This window comes from Nocardioides sp. NPDC004968, from assembly GCF_040608935.1.
In the GTDB taxonomy this organism is placed as follows: domain Bacteria; phylum Actinomycetota; class Actinomycetes; order Propionibacteriales; family Nocardioidaceae; genus Nocardioides.
In genome coordinates this window covers 86,703-106,613 of record NZ_JBEXJF010000010.1, presented here as the reverse complement: position 1 = coordinate 106,613, position 19,911 = coordinate 86,703, and the positions used below count along the sequence as shown (strand labels likewise).

Sequence of the window (19,911 nt, the reverse complement as noted above, 5' to 3'; positions counted from 1 at the left end):
GAGAACGATGATGGCTCTCATGAGCGCCAGCAACACCGACACCCCTCCCGCGGCAGCGGACCTGCCGCGGGAGGGAGAGGCCCGGCCTCGCCGGCCTCGCCGGCCGATCGGCCGGTCATCTGGTTCCCGTCCACGCACCTCGCGGTGGGTGGAGGCCTCGATGGTGCTGCCCGCGTTGGTGGTCTTCGTCGGCCTCCTCGTCGTGCCCGTCGGGTACGCCGTCTACTACAGCTTCACCGACTACAACGGCTTCCCGACACAGACTCCGGAGATCGTCGGCTTCGACAACTACGTGAGGCTCTTCGAGTCCGCTGACGTCAGAGGCTCCATGGTCGTGACCGCGATCGTCGCGGTCGCGGGGTCGATGGTGATCAACGCCGCGGCACTGGGCCTGGCTCTCCTGCTGTGGCGGACCACCCGCTTCACCGCGTTCGCCCGGGTGGTCATGTTCTACCCTCACGTGCTCAGCCTGATCGTGGTCGGCTTCCTCTGGTCGGCGATCCTGGGCCCGCAGGGCGCCGTCAACTCGCTGCTGGAGAGCGTGGGGAGCAGCCCGCTCCCGTTCCTCAGCGACGAGACCTGGGCGCTCGCCACCCTGATCCTCGTCATCGCCTGGGCGCAGTTCGGCGTCCAGCTGCTCATCTATCTCGCCGGGCTCCAGGCCGTGCCCGCCGAGCTCTTGGAGGCCTCGCGCATGGACGGCGCCAATCGCTGGCAGACCTTCCGCCACGTCACCTGGCCGGCTCTCGCGCCGTCGGTGACGGTGGCCCTGATCACCTCGATGATCTCGTTGATCAAGACCTACGACGTCGTCGTGTCCCTGACCGGCGGCGGGCCGGCGGGTTCCACGAAGACCTTCGCCTATCAGATCCTCGCCGTGGAGTTCCCCAAGCGGCAGGTCGGGCTGGCCTCGGCTGAGGCCGTGGTCCTCATCCTGGTGGCTGCGATCCTCGCGTTCGGTGTGCTCGCGCTGCGACGCCGTCACGACCAGGGAGTCCAGGAATGAGCGCCCTGCGAGCACTGACGGGTCGCCGGAGCCTGACCGGCGAGCGTCGTACGCCGGCCTGGTACGCCGCGGTCACCGCGCTGTGCCTGTTCATGCTGGTCCCGATGTACCTCCTGGTCGTCAACGCGTTCAAGGACCAGCGCGACATCGTCAGCAGGCCCTTCTCGCTCTCGCCCGGCCAGTTCACGCTCGAGCATCTCGTCGCTGCCTGGAACAACCCGGACTTCGACATCGCGTTCGGCTACGCCGTGACGATCGGGTTGGTCATCTGCGTCAACATCGTCTCCATCGGTGTGTGCGCGCCCGCGGCGTACGTCATCGCCCGTTCGCCTCGCCCTGTGTTCGGTGCGGCGCTGCTGTTCTTCATCTCGGGCATGTTCATCCCGACCCAGGTGATCCTCGTGCCGGTGATCTTCGTGCTCCGGGCGCTCGGGCTGATGTCGACGTTCCCCGGGCTGGTGCTCTTCATGGCCTCGGCGACGGTGCCGTTCACGATCTTCGTCTTCACCGGGTTCATCCGGATGCTGCCCGCCTCGCTTGACGAGGCGGCGGCGATCGACGGCGCCGGTCCGTACCGGACGTTGTGGACGATCATCCTGCCGCTCATGAAGCCGATCGTGGCGACCGTGTTCATCCTGAACACCTTGAGCGTGTGGAACGACTTCGCCAGCCCGCAGCTCATCCTGGGTCCCGGCTCGGGCCTCTACACGGTCACCACCGGTGTCTACGCCTCGGTGGGGGAGTACTCCGCCGACTACACGCAGGTGTTTCCGACTCTGCTGCTGGCCGTGCTGCCCATCCTGGTGATCTTCGTGCTCACGCAGCGCTGGGTGATGAGCGGCCTGGCCGCCGGAGCGGTCAAGGGGTGAGGCGTGGGCGGCCGGGTGGCCGCCCACGCACGGGCTCAGTCCTCGCGGTTGCCGGCGTCGGGCAGGGGCAGCCTGCGGCGGCGCCATGCCTCGAGGATGTGGTTGTTCATCGCGTCCTGCGCCCGCACCGAGTCGCCCTCGGAGATCGCGGCATGCACGGCCTCGTGCTCACGCAGGGTCACGGCAAACGCGTCGGGTGTGTCGACCCCGTGGTAGCGGGAGCTCTCCAGTGCGTGGTCCATGAGCGTACGAGCGATGTTGCCGGCGAGCCGGTTGCGGGAGAGCTCCATGACGGTCTCGTGGAAGGCCACGTCGGCGGCGCGGAAGACGTCCTCGTCGGCGGTGCTCTCTCGCATCCGCTGCATCGCCCGGTCGAGCTCGGCGACCTGCTCGTCCGATCGCCGCTGGGCGGCCTCTGCCGCCATCACCGACTCGAGCTGGGCGCGGACGACACTGAGCTCGTCGAGGATGCCCAGCGTCTCGTCGTGCTTGATCAAGGCGGAGAGGACCACTCGGTCCATCGTGTTCCACGCCGTCATCGGGCGCACCTCGGTGCCACGCCCGCGCGCGATCGTGACGAGGCCCTTCTCCTCGATGCGCTTCACGGACTCGCGTACGACCGTGCGGCTCACGCCGAACTGCTCGCTGAGCGGTCCTTCGGGCGGCAGCGCGTCGCCCGGAGCCAGGCGCCCGGAGACGATCGCGTCGACGAGCTCGTCGACGACGACCACGCCGAGCATCGGCTGCCGGTCACGCGGCTGGGAGAGGACCGTGGTGGTCCGGGAAAGCGGTTGCGGCATAACCGGAAGTGTAGGACATCGTACGTCGCCGCGACGCTCATCTGACCGTGCGGCGTGGACCCATGCGAGGCATCTCATCATCCAGTCAGCTCTTGACACGTCATATGTATGACATCACCCTAGTTGCGTGGCGTATGTCACACGGAGCTCGTCTCGGAGGCCGCACGGCCACCCTTGGGTGGTCCTTCTGTCTCTCGCCGGGCGCTCCGCCCCCATAGAGAAGGGAACGGACCATGCAGCAACCAATGACGCGCCGCCTGGGCGCGTTGGCCGCGGCGGCCGTCGTAGCGGTCACCGGCTTCGCGGTCACCACGCAAACCGCCGACGCGGCGGGAGGAAAGTGCAAGGCCCTCTGGGTCTCGACCGACGGCAGCGACAAGGCCGCCGGGTCGGAGAGCGCGCCGTTCGCGACCCTGGAGCGTGCCCGCGACCAGATCCGCGACAAGAAGCTCAATGCCCAGATGGGTTGCGACGTCACGGTCAACGTCCGGGCCGGCGAGTACCAGGTGGACTCCACGCTCGAGCTCGATGACCGCGACAGCGGGAGCAACGGCCACGACGTGGTCTACCGGTCGGTGGACGGACCGGGTAAGGCGGTCGTGACCGGCGCGAAGGAGCTGACCGGGTGGGAGCCGTTCCGCGACGGGATCTACAAGACCAAGGTCGAGCCGGGGCAGCGGTTCTACACGCTGTTCGAGGACGGTGCACGAGCCGAGGTCGCCCGTTATCCCAACCGTGGGTCGGAGGACTCGCACGGGCCGTACCTCTTCTCCAAGCTCGGCGAGCCCGAGAAGGAGGCTGTGCGGCAGTGGCTGTACTGGGAGGAAGGTGACTGGGACCCGGCATGGGACGACACCCCGACCAGCAACCCCTTGGCCAACGCCCAGGTGACCGTGTGGTCCGGTGGCTCCTGGAGCTGGTTCACCGACACCGTGCCGCTCGGTGGGGCCGACTACCGCAAGGGCTTCACCACGCTGAAGTACTGGACCCGCTACGCGCTGGTCAACAGCGGTGGCGGCTCGCGCTACTTCATCCAGAACGCTCTCCCGTTCCTCGACCAGGCGGGTGAGTACTACTTCGACTACGCCAACAACGAGGTCTACTACAAGCCGAAGGGCGACATCAGCAAGGTGCGGATCATGGCGCCGACGGTGAAGAAGCTGATCGATGTGAAGGGTGCGACGCCGGAGCGGCGCGCACACGACATCACCTTCGACGGGATCGGGCTGCAGCACAGCGACTTCGTCGACTGGTACCGCGCGGGATGGATCTCGGCGGGCGACTCGGGTGAGCCCCACAAGTACCCCGAGTACGACCGGCAGATCGAGATGCCGCGCAACCGGTTCGGTGCGATCACGCTGGAGAACACCAAGGACATCACGCTGACCAACCTGCATGTCTCCGACACCGGGTTCATGGGTGTCTACGCCCTGTTCGCCAACGAGGGGCTGAAGGTCACCAACAGCCTGTTCGAGAACATCGGCGCGGACGCGATCAAGATCGAGGGCGGTTGGCCCGGCGAGGGCGACCTGAGCCACGGACACACGATCTCCAACGTGTTCATCGACCACATCGGCGAGCTGGTGCCCGGCGACGCTTCCGGGATCGAGCTGATGGACACCGGCAACAACCTGGTCGAGAACGTCTTCGTCAACCACTCCGCGCGGTACGGCATCAGCCTGGAGTCGCGTCCGGAGGTCATCGACGGCGAGCAGTACACCGACAACAACACCTTCCGCTACATCGAGATCCAGAACGCCGGCCTGGACTCGGGTGACATGGGCGCGTTCTACACGTACGGCGTGGCCAACCAGGATCCGCACCCCGTCAAGAACAAGGTGGAGCAGATGGTGATCGGTGACGTACTGACCGACCCGGTCGGGGAGATGCCCGACTCCGGTACGCGCGGCATCCACATGGACGCCGGCGGCTGCGGGTTCTCCTTCGCCAACATCGAGGTCGGAGAAACCACCGACCAGTCCTACCAGTCCTACCAGTGCAACGAGGTCACCAACGGCAACTGGAACGACGGGTTCGACGCCTCGAAGATGGAGTACGACAAGATCGGCATCACCTCGGAGTTCCCCTACGACGTGACTGCCCAGATCGAGGCGGCCCGCTCCTAGGGACCCGCTGACCCGGCTTCGTGCTGGGAGCACCACCACCGCAGGCCCGGCGCATCGCGCCGGGCCTGCGGCCGTCTCGGGTTGGATCGCTCTGCCGGGAAACGAGCGATGATGAGGCGACCTTATGACCGTGGTGGCTGCGCGATGCTCCCGCCGGACGCATGGCACTGCCGTCTACACGCCAACGTAGAGGTCCTCTAGGTTGGTGCCGCGTCGCTCGACGTACTCCTGACTGAAGGGATCGGCGAAGCCATGAACATGAACGAACCAGGTGTGGATCTGAGCATCGACGGTGTGGTGGCGACCGTGCTACTGGACCGTCCCGACGTACGCAATGCCCAGCATCCGGCGATGTGGGCGGCGATCGCCGAGTTCCTCGAGTCCCTTCCGGCTGAGGTGCGGGTCGTGGTGGTGCGCGGGGCGGGCGGCACGTTCTCCGCGGGGCTGGACCTGTCGCTGGTCGACCCGAGTCAGACCGAGGTGGCGGGGAGCCTGGTCTCGACGCTGGCGCGGAGCGACCAGGAGGTCATCGACCTGATCGGGGAGTATCAGCGGCCGTTCGCGGCGCTGGCGGACCCGAGGTTCATCTCGATCGCGGTCGTCGAGGGGTACGCGATCGGGGCGGGTTTCCAGATGGCGCTGGCGTGCGACCTGCGGATCATGGCCGACGACGCCTGGGTCTGCATGAAGGAGCCTGCGCTGGGGCTGGTTCCCGACCTGGCCGGCACCAAGCCGCTGGTCGACGCCGTGGGCTATTCGCGAGCGCTCGAGATCTGTGCCACCGCGCGCAGGGTGGGCGCTGCTGAGGCCGAGTTGATCGGGCTCGCGCAGAGCGTCTTGCCGGCCGCTGAGCTGGACTCGGCCCTCATCGAGCTGGTCGGGTCGCTCGTCGCCCATGATGCGACCGCGGTGCGGCGTACGCACGAGCTCTTGGCGGCTGCGTCGAGCCGGAGCCTCGACGAGCAGCGTCTCGCCGAGCGCACCGCCCAGGTGGATCGGCTCCGCGCCGTGCTCGGGCGCTGAGCCTGCGCCGAGCGCTGGCGGGAGCCGGCTACGACACCGGCTGTCCGTGGTCGACGAAGTCGATGCCGAGGGCCAACTGGCGCAGCCGCGTGCCGAACCAGGCGGCGGCGAGGCAGATGACGAGGTACATCGAGACGGCCTGGGTCGCGTAGTTGGGGTAGTGGAGCACCCAGATCACGTGGTCGTCGCGCGAGGCCGGGTCGGCCCAGATGTAGGGCATCATCCAGGCGATGAAGCCACCGGTGAGCTGGGACGCGACGAAGATCAGCAGGGCCTCACCGGCGCGGCCCCACCACTGGCGAGGCAGCTCGCGACGGAGCGCGGGACCGACCTTGCGGACGAGCCCCGGCCGCCAGCCGTCGCCGGGCGCGACCCGGGCCGAGAGTCGTGGCGCCACCGCGATCAGCAGGAACGACAGCACCAGGAACGCGGTGATGCCGAACGAGGTGACCCCCGGGACCAGGGCAACCCGGCTCCGCATGAGCCCCGGGGTGAGCAGCAGTGCGGCGAGCGGAGCTCCGACGAGCAGTGCGGCGACGTAGCACCGGAGCAGGGCGCCGGCGAAGGTAAGTGAATCAGTGGTCGTCCGGGGTGGCGAGAGCTCGATCTCCATGGCTGGAGAATAACCTGTTATTTCACTAAGGTGAAACAAATTTCGGGAAGACGGGAGGGGCCGCATGTCCGAGGACGGAAACCGGCTCGGCTCCGAGCTGAGCCTTCGTGTGGTGATGTTCCACGAAGCCATCGCCCGCCGGCTGGGTGTCAGCAACAGCGAGCACAAGATGCTCGATCTCGTGGCCCGCCATCCCGACGGCATCACCCCCGGCGAGCTCTCGGCCGCGACCGGCCTCAGCAATGCGGCCGTCACGAAGATCGTCGACAAGCTGGTCGCCGCCGACTACGTACGGCGTGAGCGCAGCTCACGTGATCGCCGGTCGTTCCGGATCCACACCACGCCTCACTTCCAGCAGACCTCGCGCCCGACGGCCGCCGGGCTCGCTGGGCGGATCGAAGAGATGAACCAAGGATTCGATCAGGACGAGCTGGCCGCCATCGGACGATGGATCACCGGTGTGATCGAGGCGCTGAAGGCCGAGACCGAGCGACTGGAGTCTGGGGACGCCTGAGGGGGAGTCAGGCCGTGAAGGGTGTTGGTCCGAAGCGGCCGACGGCGATGAAGACGGCCAGGGCGAGGTAGACCACGTTGACCATGACCAGCTTCGCCTGGCCGAGACGGCCGTGGGTGATCATCGCGCCGATCATCAACGCGATCCAGCAGGCCGCGGTGATGGGCACGACAACAGGTGCGACACCGAGCAGGGCGGGAAGGGTGAGCCCGATCGCCGCCAGGATCTCGAGTACGCCGAGGGTCCTGACGAAGGACGGCCTGGAGTTACGGATCCATTCGGCGCCGTCGTGCTGGGCGAGCTTCTCCAGTGGCATGAAGGTCTTGGTGATGCCTCCTGCGAGGGCGACGAGAGCCAGCAGTCCGGCAGTGATCCATAGGGCGATGTGCATCAGTTCTCTCCTTGTCCGTGGGTTCACCACTGGAGACGAGACGACGCGACGCCGTGTGACATGCCGGCGAGCCTTCCGCCGGTCGCAGTCAGAGAAGGAGGTCAGCGCTGCTTCTGGGAGATCAGGGCCGCAAGGGTCCGCGCGCCGGCCACGATGTCGTGGCCGAGGCGTACGGCGGGTTCGGGAGCATGTCCCTGCTGGGCTCCGCCGACGGCCACGAGGAGATCGGGGCGGTGGTCGTGCAGAGCGGTGATCACCGCGGAGGTGGCGATGATGTCGGCGGTGGTGGGGATCACGAGCACCGCGGCGGCGAGGTCGGGATCGTCGACGACGCCGAGCCAGTCGTCGATCGGCAGGTCGGCACCCAGGTAGTCGGTGTCAATGCCGTGCCGTCGGGCGGCGACAGCGAAGGCGAAGAGACCGATCTCGTGGCGAGCGTTGGGGGCCGTCCCGAGGGCGATGCGGGGCCCGTGGCCGTGGGCGGCCGCCGCCTCGTACGCAAGGGCGAGGCGCCGCATCAGCGCATTCGAGGCCAGGTGCTCGCCGGCGATGCTGACCCGGCCGTCGGCCCAGGCGTCCCCGAGCTCCTCCAGGGCGGGGAAGACGTGGTCGGTCATCACCGTCTCGAAGCCGCCGAGGGCGAACACCTGGTCCAGGGTCGCGGCCAGGTCGGTGGTGTCGAGTGCTGACGCGGCGGTCGTCAGTCGCTCCGCGAGGTCGGGAGAGGGGTTGGCTCCGTCGCCCCGCCCGTCCATGCCGATCTGGTGAGCGGGCTGCGCGCGATCGAGCCGGATCGCCTCGGCCGCGGCCAGGCCGGCCGACCATCCCTGGTCCACGAGCTGCTTCATCGAGCGCAGCACGGCGACGTCGTGGTCGCCGTAGAGGCGGTAGCCGCTCTCGGACCGGTGGGGAGCGATGACGCCGTACCGGCGTTCCCAGGCACGAAGCGTCGCGGTGGTGATGCCGACCCGCTGCGCGGCGTGCTTGATGGTGTACATCTGCTCGGCTACCGGCCCAGTCGATCCAGGGTCGTGCGCATCTGCTCGGACGCGGAGTCGCCCAGGCGGGTGAACGCGGGGGTCAGCAGTGGGGCCACCATCCTGGCCATGCCTTTCAGCTCGAACTCGGCCACGTAACGCACAGAGGTGCCGCCCGTGGCTGTCGGTAGGAAGGTCATCGTGTCATGGGCCACGACCGTCTTGTTCTCGCCGCGGAGCACGACGCGCGCGCCGGGTTCGTAGACCTCCACCACGTAGGTGAGATCGGTGTTGCGCCCGAGGAAACGAGAGGTGTTCGCGTACGCCGTGCCCACCCCTCCGTCTCCGGAGATGCGGTCGGTGCGAACCGTGCCCGGATCCCACTCCTCGGTGTTGGTGAAGTCGGCCAGGAAGTCGAACACCTGGGCGGTCGGTGCGGAGGTCTCCACGGTTCGATCGATCCTCATGTCGTGCCCCTTTCAAACCTTTGACATACCTTGTACAAACATTGTACGTTCAATCTCAGAAACTAGCCAGCGGCCATGCCGTTTGCCTGACGAGGGAGGTCCCATGAGCCGAGCGGCCCAAACACCGCGGCCAACGGTTGCCGTGATCGGTGGCGGAGTCTCGGGCCTGACCGCGGCGTACCTCCTCGGCCGCAGTCATGACGTCACGCTCTTCGAGGCCGAGCGGAGGCTCGGTGGCCATGCGCACACCCACGATGTCCCGACCGCGTCGGGTGCCGATCTCCGGGTCGACAGCGGCTTCATCGTGATGAACGAGCGCACCTATCCGAACCTGCTCCGCCTCTTCGGAGAGCTCGGCGTCGAGACTCGGCCGACCGAGATGAGCATGAGCATCGACTGCGACGACTGCGGTCTGTCGTACGCCGGCGGCAAGGGGCTGGGCGGCATCCTGGCCGACCCGCGTCGCCTCGGTGACCCGCGCTTCCTCCGCATGCTGGCGCAGGTGCCGCGGTTCCACCGTCGCGCCCGCCGTCTTCTCGAGACCGACAGCGACCTGACGTGGGGGCAGTTCCTCGACGAGGGCGGTTTCAGCGACTACTTCGTCCAGCACTTCGCCGTGCCGCTGGTCTCCTGCGTCTGGTCGTGCGGTGACGAGGACGCTGCCGCCTACCCGGCGCGGCACCTGTTCGCCTTCCTCGACCACCACGGGATGCTCCAGGTGACCGGGTCGCCGACGTGGCGCACGGTCGTGGGCGGCTCACGTGCCTATGTGGACAAGATCGCCGAGCAGGTGGGTGAGGTCCGTATCGGCGCAGCGGTGACCGCCGTGGAGCGGCACGCAGACGGGGTCGAGGTGCGCACCGAGGCCGGGTCCAGGTACTTCGACCGCGTGGTCCTGGCGACCCACGCCGACCAGACCCTGCGGCTCCTGGCCGATGCGTCCCCGGAGGAGAAGGCGGACCTGGCGGCGATCGGGTACTCGCGGAACGAGACCTGGTTGCACCGCGACGCCACCCTGCTGCCGGCCTCGCCCCGTGCCCGGGCATCGTGGAACTATCGCCTCGCCTCGTGCGGCGGTGGCGCCGACAAGGTCGTCGTCAGCTACTGGATGAACCGGCTCCAGGGTCTCGAGGACGACGACGAGCATGTGGTGACGCTCAACGCCACCGAGCACGTCGACCCGGCCAAGGTCACCGCACGGATGAGCTATGAGCACCCGGTCTTCACCACCGAGGCGGTCGCGGCAGCGGCCCGGCTGCGTACGGCCGGCGGACCTCGCCTGGCCTTCGCCGGTGCCCACCTCGGCTGGGGCTTCCACGAGGACGGCTGTCGCTCGGGCGTGGAGGCGGCAGAGTCGTTCGGGGTGACGTGGTGATCCCGTCGCCGGTCTTTCCTGAGGTTCCCGCGCTGGTCGTCGGTCATGTCGGCCACACCAGAGAGGTGCCGCTGCGGCACGCGTTCCGTCACCGCAGCTACCAGTGGCTCATCGACGTCGACGATCTGCCTCGACTGCCGTTCTGGCTGCGTCCCCTGGCCGGGTTCCGGGCCGAGGACCATCTCGACGGGGGCTCGTCAGGACGTGGTGTCCGTGGCGACCTCGGCGTGTTTCTCGCCGGCCGCGGCGTCGATCTCGCGCCCACCGACCGGGTGCTGATGCTGGCGAACGCCCGCGTTCTGGGCCATGTCTTCGACCCACTCACCGTCTTCTGGGTGCAGTCGGACGACGGTGTGCTGCGCGCGGTCGTCTTCGAGGTGCACAACACCTACGGCGGCCGACACGCCTACCTGCTCGACATCGATCGAAGCGGGCGCGCCAGCACCGACAAGGCCTTCTACGTCTCGCCGTTCAACGACATGGCCGGGACCTATGACATCCGGCTACAGGTCGACCCGGGACAGGTCGCCGTGACCGTCGGCCTCGACCGCGACGGCGGGCGCGTGCTGACCGCGACCACCCGCGGGACCCCGGAGCCCGCGACGCGTCGTGCGCTGCTGCGGGTCAGCCTCACCCACCTGCTGATGCCCCATCGGGTCAGCGCGCTCATCCGGTTCCACGGGATCCGGCTGTGGCTGCGCAGGTTGCCCATCGTCCCCCGTCCTACCCCATCGAAGGAGGTCACATCATGAGTGCAGAGCCGGTCTCGCTCGAGCTGCCGGTGCAGAGGGAGCCCGCGGCCGCCGCGGGCCTACGAGCCGGTGTCGCCAAGCAGATTCTGCGTCTGGTCACCCGGCAGGTCCCGGTCGACCTCGTGCTCCCGGACGGCAGCCTGCTCAACCAGCGAGGCGGGACGCGTACGGAGGGGCGGCCGGGCATCGTCCTGCAGCGCCCGGAGTCGCTCTACCGACGACTCGCGGAGAACCCGAAGATCGGCCTCGGCGAGGCCTACACGGCCGGAGACTGGCACGCGGCCGAGGACACCGACCTCGCGGACGCGCTGGCGCCGTACGCCGAACGCCTCTCCGGGCTGGTGCCGGGCTGGATGCTGCGGCTGAGCCGCCTCGTCGACCTGCCGATCCCCGCCGACCAGCGCGGCGCCGTCGAGCACACCCAGGAGAACATCTCCGCCCACTACGACCTGGGGAACGACATGTTCGCCGCGTTCCTCGACCCCAGCCTCAGCTACAGCTCGGCGCTGTTCGACCGCAGCCGTCCGGTGGCCGATCAGGACTTGGAAGAGGCGCAGCTGCGCAAGGTCAACGCGGCCCTCGACCTGGCGGGCGTCGGTGCCGGTGACGAGGTCCTGGAGATCGGTACGGGCTGGGGGACCCTCGCGATCGAGGCAGCACGCCGCGGCGCCCGGGTCACCACCATCACGCTGTCGGTCGAGCAGGCGGCGCTGGCCCGGGAGCGGATCGAGGACGCGGGGTACACCGACAGTGTCGAGGTGCTGGTGCAGGACTACCGGCACGTCGTCGGCACCTTCGACGCCGTGGTCAGCATCGAGATGATCGAGGCGGTCGGCGAGCGCTACTGGCCCGACTACTTCGCCGCCCTGTCCCGTCTGGTCCGTCCCGGCGGCGCCGTCGCCCTGCAGGCGATCCTGATGCCGCATCAGCGTTATCTGGCGACCCGGAACTCCTACGGGTGGATCCAGAAGTACATCTTCCCGGGCGGCCTGATCCCGTCCACCAGGGCGATCTCCGAGCAGGCCGGCCTGGTCGGCCTGAGCGTGACCCGCACCGACAGGTTCGGCGCCGACTACGCCGAGACGCTCCGCCGCTGGCGCTCCGCCTTCCTGGCCGCGTGGCCGGCGATCCGGTCCGAGGCGTTCGACGAGGAGTTCCGTCGCACCTGGGAGTTCTACCTGGCCTACTGCGAGGCGGGCTTCCGAACCGGAGCCATCGACGTCGCCCAGATCCGGCTGGAGGCCGGGGAACGGGACCACTCATGACGACGTCGGTGATGTGGTTCCGGCGGGACCTGCGGCTGGGAGACCATCCCGCCCTGCAGGCCGCAGCCGCCGAGGGGCCCGTGGTGCCGCTGTTCGTGCTCGACCCGCGCCTGGCCGGCTCCGGGCGGAGGTGGGAGCGGCTGCTCGCCTCGCTCGCCGCGCTGCGCGAGGAGATGGGCGGGGCACTGGTGATCCGTCAGGGCGACCCGGCCGAGGTGGTGGCCCAGGTCGCCGCCGAGGCCGGAGCGGGCCAGGTGCACGTCTCGACCGAGACGACTCCCTACGGCCGGCGACGTGATGAGGCCGTGGAGCAGCGGCTGGCGGATGCTGGCATCGGCCTGGTCGGCACCGGCAGCCCCTACGCCGTGACCCCGGACAGGATCCGGAACGCAAGCGGGGCCCCCTACCGCGTCTTCACGCCCTTCCTGCGGGCCTGGCGCGAGCACGGGTGGAGGGCGCCGGCCGGTGACGCCCAGGTCGAGTGGATGACGAAGCTCGAGTCGGACCCGCTGCCGGAACATCCGGAGCATCTGGACCAGGAGGCCGGCGAGCGTGCGGCACTCCACCGCTGGGAGGACTTCTGCGCCGAGGACCTGGCCGGCTACGCCTCGGCCCGGGACCGGCCCGACCTCGACTCGACCAGCCGCATCTCGACGGCCTTGAAGTTCGGCGAGATCCATCCGCGTACGCTCCTCGCCGATCTGGATCAGCACGGCAGCGGTGCCTCCGGAGAGGACGTCGAGCGCTTCGTCGCGGAGCTGGCCTGGCGCGAGTTCTATGCCGACGTGCTCTGGCACGACCCCGGGTCGGCCTGGCGTGACCTGCGGGACGGGCTGAAGGGCATGCAGTACGACGATGATCCCGAGCTGCTGGAGGCCTGGAAGGCGGGCAGGACCGGCTTCCCGTTCGTCGATGCCGGCATGCGTCAGCTGCTCGCGGAGGGCTGGATGCACAACCGGGTGCGGATGGTCGTCGCGAGCTTCCTGATCAAGGATCTGCACATCTGGTGGCCGGCCGGCGCCCGGCACTTCCTCGACCATCTCCTCGACGGCGACCTGGCCTCCAACAGTCACGGCTGGCAGTGGGTGGCCGGGACCGGAACCGACGCCGCGCCCTACTTCCGGGTCTTCAACCCGATCACCCAGGGGCTCCGGTTCGACCCGCAGGGTGACTACGTCCGCCGCTGGGTACCTGAGCTTCGCCACCTTCCGGGGGCATCCGCCCACGAGCCGTGGCGCCACTCCGAGGGCTTTACCGACGGCTACCCTGAACGCGTCGTCGACCATGCCGAGGAGCGCCGCGAGGCGCTGGCCCGGCTGACAGAGCTGAAGGACTCGACCCTATGACTTTGTTGCGTACGACGACCCACGAGTTCCGGCACACGGTGCCGGACGCGGCGGACGTCGTCTTCGGCTGGCACGGCCGATCCGGCGCGTTCCAGCGGCTGGTGCCCCCGTGGCAGCCGGTCCGGATCGCCGAGGAGGCCCAGGATCTCGCCGGAGGCACGGCGGTGCTCGACTTCCCGGCCGGCCGGCGCTGGGTGGCCCAGCACCTCCCTGAGGAGTACGTCGACGGGCACAGCTTCGCCGACCGGCTGGTCTCGCGTCCGTTCCTGGTGCCGGTCTCATGGCACCATCGCCACGACTTCGACAGCGCCGGTGAGGGCACCACAGTGATCGACAGGGTCACGACGACACTGCCGAGGCGGCTGCTCGAGCCGATGTTCGCCTACCGGCAGCGTCAGCTCGCCGACGACCTGGCGGCTCACCGCTCAGTTGCCGGCACACCTCGGCTCACCGTGGCGGTCACCGGCGCATCCGGGCTGGTGGGAAGTGCGGTCTCTGCCTTCCTGACGACCGGCGGACACACCGTGGTCCGCCTGGTACGCCACCGGCCGACCGCGCCGGACGAGCGTGCCTGGGACCCCGACGATCCCGACCCGGCCTCGCTGGCCGGAGTCGACGCCGTCGTCCACCTGGCCGGGCACAGCATCGCCGGCCGCTTCACCGACAGGCACAAGGAGCAGATCCGCGGCTCGCGCATCGGACCCACCCGCCTGCTCGCCCGGGCCAGTGCGAAGGCCGGCGTGGGTGCCTTCGTCTGCGCGTCCGCGATCGGGATCTACGGAGCCGACCGCGGCGAGGAGGTCCTCACCGAGGACTCCACGCCCGGGGACGACTTCCTCGCCCGCGTCGTCCGCGACTGGGAGGAGGCGGCGCTGGCCTCGGCCGATGCCGGGATGCGGGTCGTCCTGGTGCGCACCGGGATCGTGCAGAGCCCGCGAGGGGGAGCTCTGCGCCTGCAGCGACCGCTGTTCGCCACCGGCCTCGGCGGCCCGATGGGGTCGGGGGAGCAGTGGCAGTCCTGGATCGTCATCGACGATCTCGTCGACATCTACCACCGGGCTCTGGTGGACGAGGGCCTCTCGGGCCCGGTGAACGCCGTCGCGCCGGAGCCTCTGCGGCAGCGTGCCTACGCCGCCGCTCTGGGCCGAGCGTTGCACCGCCCGGCGATCCTGCCGACGCCGTCGTTCGGTCCCCGTCTGCTCCTGGGGAATGAAGGAGCGCAGGAGGTGGCCTTCGCCGACCAGCGGGTCATCCCGCAGCGCCTCCTCGGGCTCGACCACCGCTTCCGGTTCGTCGAGGCCGAGCAGGCGCTGCGACACGTCCTCGGGAGCGTGCGCGAATGAGCGGGGCCTCAGCACCCGACCAGGGTCTCGACCGCGTGCTCGACCGCACGGTCGTGCTGGGCTACTCCCGCCTCGGCTACGCGATCCGTCGCCGTCGCTGGGCCGAGGGTGACCCGCGCCCCGAAGCGCTGGCAGGGCGGACCGCCGTGGTCACCGGCGGCGGGAGCGGTCTCGGCGAGGCCACCGTCCTGGGCCTGGCCAGGCTCGGTGCACGCGTCCACATCCTCGTACGCTCGCCCGAACGCGCCGCACCCGCGGTCGCACGGATCGAGCGTCTGCTGCGCGTCGAGGGGCGGGCCGCCGAGCTTCGGACGGAGCGCTGCGACGTCTCGGATCCGACGATGATCGACGCTTTCGCCGAAGAATTCTGCGCGCGTGACGGCGGCCGCACCGCTCTCGACGTGCTCGTGCACAACGCAGGGGTCATGCCGCCCGAGCGGACCGAGTCGGTCGAGGGCCACGAGCTGTCCGTCGCCACCCATGTGCTCGGGCCGATCCGGCTGACCGAGCACCTGCTGCCGGCCCTGCGCCGCTCGGAGCACGGCGCCAGGCAGGTCTTCGTCGCCTCGGGCGGGATGTACACCCAGCCCCTTCCCGTGGACGACCCGGAGTTCGAGCAGGGCACATACCAGGGTGCCGTGGCCTACGCGAGGTCCAAGCGCATGCAGGTCGAGCTGGCACCGGCCCTGGACCGGCGCTGGTCACCGGACCGGATCTCCACCTTCGTCATGCACCCTGGCTGGGCGGACACACCGGGTCTCGCCAGCTCGCTCCCCGCCTTCCGTACGCTGACCCGACCGTTCCTGCGACCGCCCGAAGCCGGCGCGGACACGGCGGTGTGGCTCGCGGCCACCGAGCCCGCCCCGCCGTCCGGCACCTTCTGGCACGACCGTCGCCAGCGGCCCACGAGCTATCGGTCAGCGACCCGCCCGGGTCGCGGCGAGGCCGAGGCGCTGTGGAGATGGGCGGCGGCCGCCGCCGGCCTGGAGAGGCCTTAGCTCCGATGCCACCCGACGCATTCATCACCCCTACTGGGAAGGCCCGACCATGCGCTCCGCGCTAGCAGCTCTCGCGCAACTCACCACGAGAAAGGCCACCGCGTGGCTGGTCCTGGTGATCACGGTCCTCCTGGCCGGTGCGGTGATGGTCGTCGGATCCTCCCTGGAGTCCGCCAGCTCGGCGCCTGACCCGCTGCCGGCGGACGCCGAGTCGGCCCAGGTCGCCGAGCTCCAGCAGAGCTTTCCGGGCGGGGACGTGCTGCCCGCCGTCGCGGTGGTCGAGCGTGAGGGTGGGCTGACCGCGGAGGACCGGGCGTGGGTCGCCGAGGTGTCGCAGCGTTGGGCCGAGATCACCGGGAACGAGGTCTCGCCGCCGATCCCGGCGACCGACGGCGATGCCCTGATCGTCGCCATCGACGTCGACGCCGACGTGACCGGACTCGATCTCACCGAGCTCGTCGGCGAGCTGCGGGAGACGGTCGACGAGGACCGGCCCGACGGCCTCACGGTCCAGCTCACCGGCGGTGCCGCCTTCGCCGCCGACATCTCCTCGGCGTTCGAAGGTGCCGACGTGCGGCTTCTCCTCGTCACCGCCGCGGTCGTCGCCATCCTGCTGATCCTGACGTACCGCTCGCCGGTGCTGTGGCTCGTGCCCCTGATCGTGATCGCGGTCGCCGACCGCACCGCCTCGGTGGTGACCCAGATCGTCGCGGACTGGACGGGCAACGGGCTCGACGGCTCCACGTCGGGGATCACCAGCGTGCTGGTCTTCGGTGCCGGCACGAACTACGCGCTCCTGCTGGTCTCGCGCTACCGCGAGGAGCTCCGGCGACATGAGAACCACCGCGATGCCCTCGCCGCCGCGGTGCGCGGTTCCGCCGAGGCGATCGTGGCCAGCAACCTCACCGTCGTACTCGCACTGTTGGCCCTGGTGTTCAGCGTCGCTCCCAACACCCGGTCCCTGGGGGTCTCGGCTGCGATCGGCCTGCTGGTGGCCCTGCTCTTCGCTCTCTTCGCCCTGCCCGCCGCGCTGTCGTTGTTCGGTCGTGGCCTGTTCTGGCCGTTCGTGCCGCGCAACGGCGAGGACGAGAAGTCTCGCGACGGCGTCTGGTTCCGGATCGCGCGCACCGTGGTGAGCCGACCGGCAGTGGTGCTGGCCGTGGCAGCGGTGATCCTCGGTGTACTCGCCTCCGGCCTTCTGGGCGTCAAGGTCGGGCTCTCGCAGACCGACCAGTTCCGTGTCGACGCCGAGTCCGTCGACGGTCTGGACACCCTCTCGAAGCACTTCCCGCCCGGTGCCTCCGATCCGGTGACGATCGTGGTCGGCGCCGACGAGGCCGACGCGGTTCTCGCCCAGGTCAACCAGATGGACGGCGTCGACAGCGCTCGCCCGTCGGGCGAGAGCGGCGACCTGGTGAAGATCACCGCGACGCTGGAGGACGCACCGGCGACCCCGGAGAGCATCGAGACGATCGAGACGATGCGCAGCGAGCTGGCCGGCACTGGCGCTCTGGTCGGTGGCAGCGTGGCCAAGGACCTGGACAGCCGCAACGGCGCCGAGCGTGATCTCAAGGTCGTCGTGCCGTTGATCCTGCTGGTGGTGCTGCTCGTCCTCTTCGCGGTGCTGCGGTCGATCGTGACGCCGCTGGTGCTCGTCACCATCAGTGTGATCGCCACCTTCGCCGCCCTCGGCCTGGGCGCCTGGATGAGCACGCATGTCTTCGGGTTCCCTGCGCTCGACGTCAGCACACCGATCTACGCCTTCCTGTTCCTGGTGGCGCTCGGCGTCGACTACACGGTGTTCCTCGTCCTGCGGGCGAGGGAGGAGACTGCCGAGCACGACACGGTCGATGCGATGGTCATGGCTGTCGGGCTGACCGGTGGCGTCATCACCAGCGCCGGCATCGTGCTTGCCTCGGTGTTCGCGGTTCTGGGTGTGCTGCCCCTCATCACGCTGACCCAGGTGGGCCTGATCGTGGGCCTGGGCATCCTGCTGGACACCTTCCTCGTCCGCACCGTGGTCGTGCCGGCGGTCTTCGCCCTGGTCGGCGACAAGATCTGGTGGCCCGCCGCGATCTCCCGCCGGCACGCCAAGGAGGCGCCTGTCAGTAGCCTGCGGTGAGCACGCGGGCTGCCTCCCGGCCGGCGGCGGCGTTGAGGACGCCGGCACGGGAGCCCGCGAGCTTGGCGGCGATGTGCTCGTCGACGGTGACGTCGCGGTAGAGGCGGGGGTGCTCGGCGTCGACGAACCCCGGCAGCGGGCCGATGATCGCCTCGGCGTCGCCGTCGAAGAAGTACGCAGCCGACCGGCGTCGCTGGATGGTGCCGGCGACGATCGGCGGCTTGACCCGGTGCAGGGTCGAGAGCCACTGCTCGTTGGTCAGCCGGGTCGTGAGGTCGCCGAGGTTGATCAGCAGCGCCCCCTCGGCCGGGCTGACGTCATGCCAATCGCCGCCGTGCAGGACCTGGAGACCCTTGACCCGGTCGGCCCACAGGATCGTGACGATGCCGTAGTCGGTGTGCTCGCCCATCCCGATCATGTCCTCGTCGACCTCGACCCGGGTGCCTTCCGGGAGGGCGTAGTTGTTCATCCGCAGGACCTCGATCGGGTGGGCCGCGAGGCTCGCGATCGCGCCGCGCTCCAGGTCGAGCGCGTCCTCGAAGATGGTGACCATGGTGCGCGCGACCCGGGCGGCCTCGGCGCGCCAGGCATCGATGCGCGCCTGGAAGTCCGACACCGCGGGCCAGGTGTTCTCCGCGTAGTGCGCCGCGACGAGATCGGCGGCGGGGTGGTCGGAGACCGACGAGCCGACGTTGAAGGCCTCGAAGAAGTCCTTCATCCGCGTCTCGGACTGGACGCCGGCGCTGAGCGCGAGCGTCTCCGACTTCGGCGGGGTGTAGCCACGGTTCTCGGCGGCCGGTCGGCGCCACCGGGCCTTCTCGGCCGGCGGCAGGGCGAAGAAGTCGTCCATGGCCGCGGCGAGACCAACGGCCGCGGACGGAGCGACGCCGTGACCGAGGATCTGGATGAAGCCGACCTCACGGCAGGCGGCGTCGATGGCGGCCGCCACGGCCGCCTTCTCCTGGGGCGTTCCGCCCTGGACGTACGCTGCGATGTCGACGGCGGGGACATGGAATGTGCTCACGGTTGTTCTCCCTGTTCGGAGCAGACGGGTGGTCGTGCCCGGAGGTGTCCGCTTTCCCGGCCAGGAGGCCTTGCTGTCCGTTGAACTCGGGCGCCACCACAGTAGAACGCCGAGGTTTCCGCGCTATTTCGGGTCGAGATGCTCGCCGAAGAAGGCGAGGATGCGCCGCCAGGCGTCCTCCGCCTCGGGTTCGGAGTAGTTGAAGCCGACCACGCGTTCCAGGACGGGGGCCGGGGTGGGGAAGCCCCAGTCGTTCATGAAGCTGTGCCCGACGTCTGGATAATCCTTGACGTCGTGGGGCACGTCGCCCGCGGCGAGCGCCGCCTCGACCTTGGCCGCGGCGCCGGGCAGGAGGCGGTCCTTGGCGCCGTAGCTCGCGACCATCGGGCACGAGGAGCTCAGCGCGGACAGGCTTCCGGGCAGCACCCCGTAGTTGGGCGCGGCAGCGTCGAAGATGCCGCGCGGAGCCAGCAGGAGCGTGAAACCGCCGCCCATGCAGAAGCCGACGACGCCGACCTTGCCGGTGCAGCGTGGATCCTCGGCGAGGTGGTCGCGAGCGGCGATCAGATCGTCGACCGCGGTGCCCTTGCCGGTCACCAGCGACTTCATCGTGCTGACGACACACCCGACCTTCGGGCGGCGCTCGTAGAGCGCCGGAGTCAGCGTCAGGTAGCCGTTGGCCGCGAACCGGTCGCTGATCCGCTTGATGTCCGAGGTCATGCCGAGGATGTCCTGCACGACCACCACGCCGGGCCAGGGCCCGGCACCCTCGGGCACCGAAAGGTAGCCACGCGTCGGACCCGCGGGAGCGGCATAGTCGATCATCGACATCTCATCACCTCGGTGCGATCCTCGCAGGTCCGACGATCCTGCAGGCCGGATGCCGCGCGACCCGATAGG

General features: G+C 69.4%; 19 protein-coding genes. 12 read left to right on the top strand and 7 right to left on the bottom strand.

The window, feature by feature from the left end; all coding sequences use genetic code 11:
* Nucleotides 1-10: 10 nt before the first annotated feature.
* Nucleotides 11-1,006 carry a sugar ABC transporter permease gene (locus ABZU72_RS13035; RefSeq protein ID WP_355019272.1) on the top strand — a complete coding sequence of 332 codons (996 nt, stop codon included), beginning with the start codon at nt 11-13 and terminating at the stop codon, nt 1,004-1,006.
* Nucleotides 1,003-1,875: a carbohydrate ABC transporter permease gene (locus tag ABZU72_RS13030; protein ID WP_355019271.1), complete on the top strand. Its 873-nt coding sequence runs from the start codon at nt 1,003-1,005 to the stop codon at nt 1,873-1,875. Before ABZU72_RS13035 ends, ABZU72_RS13030 begins: the two co-directional genes overlap by 4 nt.
* A gap of 35 nt (nt 1,876-1,910) precedes the next feature.
* Here the strand turns inward: ABZU72_RS13030 and ABZU72_RS13025 are convergent, their stop codons facing one another.
* Nucleotides 1,911-2,675, bottom strand: a complete 765-nt coding sequence (locus tag ABZU72_RS13025; protein ID WP_355019270.1) for a FadR/GntR family transcriptional regulator — start codon at nt 2,673-2,675, stop codon at nt 1,911-1,913.
* A 233-nt stretch (nt 2,676-2,908) separates the two neighbouring features.
* Here ABZU72_RS13025 and ABZU72_RS13020 point away from each other — a divergent pair, with 233 nt between their 5' ends.
* Both ABZU72_RS13020 and ABZU72_RS13015 read left to right on the top strand, forming a co-directional pair.
* Nucleotides 2,909-4,801 carry a right-handed parallel beta-helix repeat-containing protein gene (locus tag ABZU72_RS13020; RefSeq protein WP_355019269.1) on the top strand — a complete coding sequence of 631 codons (1,893 nt, stop codon included), beginning with the start codon at nt 2,909-2,911 and terminating at the stop codon, nt 4,799-4,801.
* 252 nt (nt 4,802-5,053) lie between these two features.
* On the top strand, nt 5,054-5,824 hold the full coding sequence (locus ABZU72_RS13015) for an enoyl-CoA hydratase/isomerase family protein (protein WP_355019268.1): 771 nt from the start codon (nt 5,054-5,056) through the stop codon (nt 5,822-5,824).
* A 28-nt stretch (nt 5,825-5,852) separates the two neighbouring features.
* Here the strand turns inward: ABZU72_RS13015 and ABZU72_RS13010 are convergent, their stop codons facing one another.
* Nucleotides 5,853-6,437 (bottom strand): hypothetical protein, encoded by a 585-nt coding sequence (locus tag ABZU72_RS13010; RefSeq protein ID WP_355019267.1) that lies wholly within the window; start codon nt 6,435-6,437, stop codon nt 5,853-5,855.
* A 64-nt stretch (nt 6,438-6,501) separates the two neighbouring features.
* Between ABZU72_RS13010 and ABZU72_RS13005 the strand changes: the two genes are divergently transcribed.
* Nucleotides 6,502-6,951 carry a MarR family transcriptional regulator gene (locus ABZU72_RS13005; protein WP_355019266.1) on the top strand — a complete coding sequence of 150 codons (450 nt, stop codon included), beginning with the start codon at nt 6,502-6,504 and terminating at the stop codon, nt 6,949-6,951.
* A 7-nt stretch (nt 6,952-6,958) separates the two neighbouring features.
* Here ABZU72_RS13005 and ABZU72_RS13000 read toward each other — a convergent pair whose 3' ends face one another.
* From ABZU72_RS13000 to ABZU72_RS12990, 3 genes are all read right to left on the bottom strand, one after another.
* Entirely contained in the window at nt 6,959-7,342 is a 384-nt protein-coding gene (locus ABZU72_RS13000) for a DoxX family protein (protein WP_355019265.1), read from the bottom strand.
* 101 nt (nt 7,343-7,443) lie between these two features.
* Nucleotides 7,444-8,340, bottom strand: coding sequence for a MerR family transcriptional regulator (locus ABZU72_RS12995; RefSeq protein WP_355019264.1), 897 nt, complete (start codon nt 8,338-8,340; stop codon nt 7,444-7,446).
* Between the two features lie 8 nt (nt 8,341-8,348).
* A complete protein-coding gene (locus tag ABZU72_RS12990) occupies nt 8,349-8,786 on the bottom strand; it encodes an SRPBCC family protein (RefSeq protein ID WP_355019263.1) in 438 nt (145 codons plus the stop codon).
* 103 nt (nt 8,787-8,889) lie between these two features.
* On the opposite strand from ABZU72_RS12990, the gene ABZU72_RS12985 reads away from it, so the two are divergent.
* Genes ABZU72_RS12985 through ABZU72_RS12955 form a run of 7 tightly spaced genes read left to right on the top strand, consistent with a single transcriptional unit; the run spans nt 8,890 to nt 17,987 of the window.
* Nucleotides 8,890-10,161, top strand: a complete 1,272-nt coding sequence (locus ABZU72_RS12985; RefSeq protein ID WP_355019262.1) for an FAD-dependent oxidoreductase — start codon at nt 8,890-8,892, stop codon at nt 10,159-10,161.
* Nucleotides 10,158-10,913: a DUF1365 domain-containing protein gene (locus ABZU72_RS12980; protein ID WP_355019261.1), complete on the top strand. Its 756-nt coding sequence runs from the start codon at nt 10,158-10,160 to the stop codon at nt 10,911-10,913. Before ABZU72_RS12985 ends, ABZU72_RS12980 begins: the two co-directional genes overlap by 4 nt.
* Nucleotides 10,910-12,178, top strand: a complete 1,269-nt coding sequence (locus ABZU72_RS12975; protein ID WP_355019260.1) for a cyclopropane-fatty-acyl-phospholipid synthase family protein — start codon at nt 10,910-10,912, stop codon at nt 12,176-12,178. The genes ABZU72_RS12980 and ABZU72_RS12975 overlap by 4 nt, the downstream gene beginning before the upstream one ends.
* The gene (locus ABZU72_RS12970) at nt 12,175-13,524 is read left to right on the top strand and encodes a deoxyribodipyrimidine photo-lyase (RefSeq protein ID WP_355019259.1); all 1,350 of its coding nucleotides are present in this window, start codon (nt 12,175-12,177) and stop codon (nt 13,522-13,524) included. The genes ABZU72_RS12975 and ABZU72_RS12970 overlap by 4 nt, the downstream gene beginning before the upstream one ends.
* Nucleotides 13,521-14,867 carry a TIGR01777 family oxidoreductase gene (locus tag ABZU72_RS12965; RefSeq protein ID WP_355019258.1) on the top strand — a complete coding sequence of 449 codons (1,347 nt, stop codon included), beginning with the start codon at nt 13,521-13,523 and terminating at the stop codon, nt 14,865-14,867. The genes ABZU72_RS12970 and ABZU72_RS12965 overlap by 4 nt, the downstream gene beginning before the upstream one ends.
* A complete protein-coding gene (locus ABZU72_RS12960) occupies nt 14,864-15,865 on the top strand; it encodes an SDR family NAD(P)-dependent oxidoreductase (RefSeq protein WP_355019257.1) in 1,002 nt (333 codons plus the stop codon). Before ABZU72_RS12965 ends, ABZU72_RS12960 begins: the two co-directional genes overlap by 4 nt.
* Nucleotides 15,866-15,914: 49 nt before the next feature.
* Nucleotides 15,915-17,987: an MMPL family transporter gene (locus tag ABZU72_RS12955; RefSeq protein ID WP_355019256.1), complete on the top strand. Its 2,073-nt coding sequence runs from the start codon at nt 15,915-15,917 to the stop codon at nt 17,985-17,987.
* Here the strand turns inward: ABZU72_RS12955 and ABZU72_RS12950 are convergent.
* Both ABZU72_RS12950 and ABZU72_RS12945 read right to left on the bottom strand, forming a co-directional pair.
* Nucleotides 17,971-19,011: a 2-oxoglutarate and iron-dependent oxygenase domain-containing protein gene (locus tag ABZU72_RS12950; RefSeq protein WP_355019255.1), complete on the bottom strand. Its 1,041-nt coding sequence runs from the start codon at nt 19,009-19,011 to the stop codon at nt 17,971-17,973. The genes ABZU72_RS12955 and ABZU72_RS12950 overlap by 17 nt on opposite strands.
* A 123-nt stretch (nt 19,012-19,134) precedes the next feature.
* Nucleotides 19,135-19,842, bottom strand: coding sequence for a dienelactone hydrolase family protein (locus tag ABZU72_RS12945; protein WP_355019254.1), 708 nt, complete (start codon nt 19,840-19,842; stop codon nt 19,135-19,137).
* Nucleotides 19,843-19,911: the final 69 nt, after the last annotated feature.

Coding starts and splice junctions, on each gene's coding strand:
- ABZU72_RS12960 (WP_355019257.1), top strand. CDS start 14,864: ATGAGCGGGGCCTCAGCACCCGACCAGGGTCTCGACCGCGTGCTCGAC.
- ABZU72_RS13015 (WP_355019268.1), top strand. CDS start 5,054: ATGAACATGAACGAACCAGGTGTGGATCTGAGCATCGACGGTGTGGTG.
- ABZU72_RS13005 (WP_355019266.1), top strand. CDS start 6,502: ATGTCCGAGGACGGAAACCGGCTCGGCTCCGAGCTGAGCCTTCGTGTG.
- ABZU72_RS13035 (WP_355019272.1), top strand. CDS start 11: ATGGCTCTCATGAGCGCCAGCAACACCGACACCCCTCCCGCGGCAGCG.
- ABZU72_RS12985 (WP_355019262.1), top strand. CDS start 8,890: ATGAGCCGAGCGGCCCAAACACCGCGGCCAACGGTTGCCGTGATCGGT.
- ABZU72_RS12945 (WP_355019254.1), bottom strand. CDS start 19,842: ATGTCGATGATCGACTATGCCGCTCCCGCGGGTCCGACGCGTGGCTAC.
- ABZU72_RS13010 (WP_355019267.1), bottom strand. CDS start 6,437: ATGGAGATCGAGCTCTCGCCACCCCGGACGACCACTGATTCACTTACC.
- ABZU72_RS12975 (WP_355019260.1), top strand. CDS start 10,910: ATGAGTGCAGAGCCGGTCTCGCTCGAGCTGCCGGTGCAGAGGGAGCCC.
- ABZU72_RS13000 (WP_355019265.1), bottom strand. CDS start 7,342: ATGCACATCGCCCTATGGATCACTGCCGGACTGCTGGCTCTCGTCGCC.
- ABZU72_RS13030 (WP_355019271.1), top strand. CDS start 1,003: ATGAGCGCCCTGCGAGCACTGACGGGTCGCCGGAGCCTGACCGGCGAG.
- ABZU72_RS13020 (WP_355019269.1), top strand. CDS start 2,909: ATGCAGCAACCAATGACGCGCCGCCTGGGCGCGTTGGCCGCGGCGGCC.
- ABZU72_RS12955 (WP_355019256.1), top strand. CDS start 15,915: ATGCGCTCCGCGCTAGCAGCTCTCGCGCAACTCACCACGAGAAAGGCC.
- ABZU72_RS12970 (WP_355019259.1), top strand. CDS start 12,175: ATGACGACGTCGGTGATGTGGTTCCGGCGGGACCTGCGGCTGGGAGAC.
- ABZU72_RS12965 (WP_355019258.1), top strand. CDS start 13,521: ATGACTTTGTTGCGTACGACGACCCACGAGTTCCGGCACACGGTGCCG.
- ABZU72_RS13025 (WP_355019270.1), bottom strand. CDS start 2,675: ATGCCGCAACCGCTTTCCCGGACCACCACGGTCCTCTCCCAGCCGCGT.
- ABZU72_RS12990 (WP_355019263.1), bottom strand. CDS start 8,786: ATGAGGATCGATCGAACCGTGGAGACCTCCGCACCGACCGCCCAGGTG.
- ABZU72_RS12995 (WP_355019264.1), bottom strand. CDS start 8,340: ATGTACACCATCAAGCACGCCGCGCAGCGGGTCGGCATCACCACCGCG.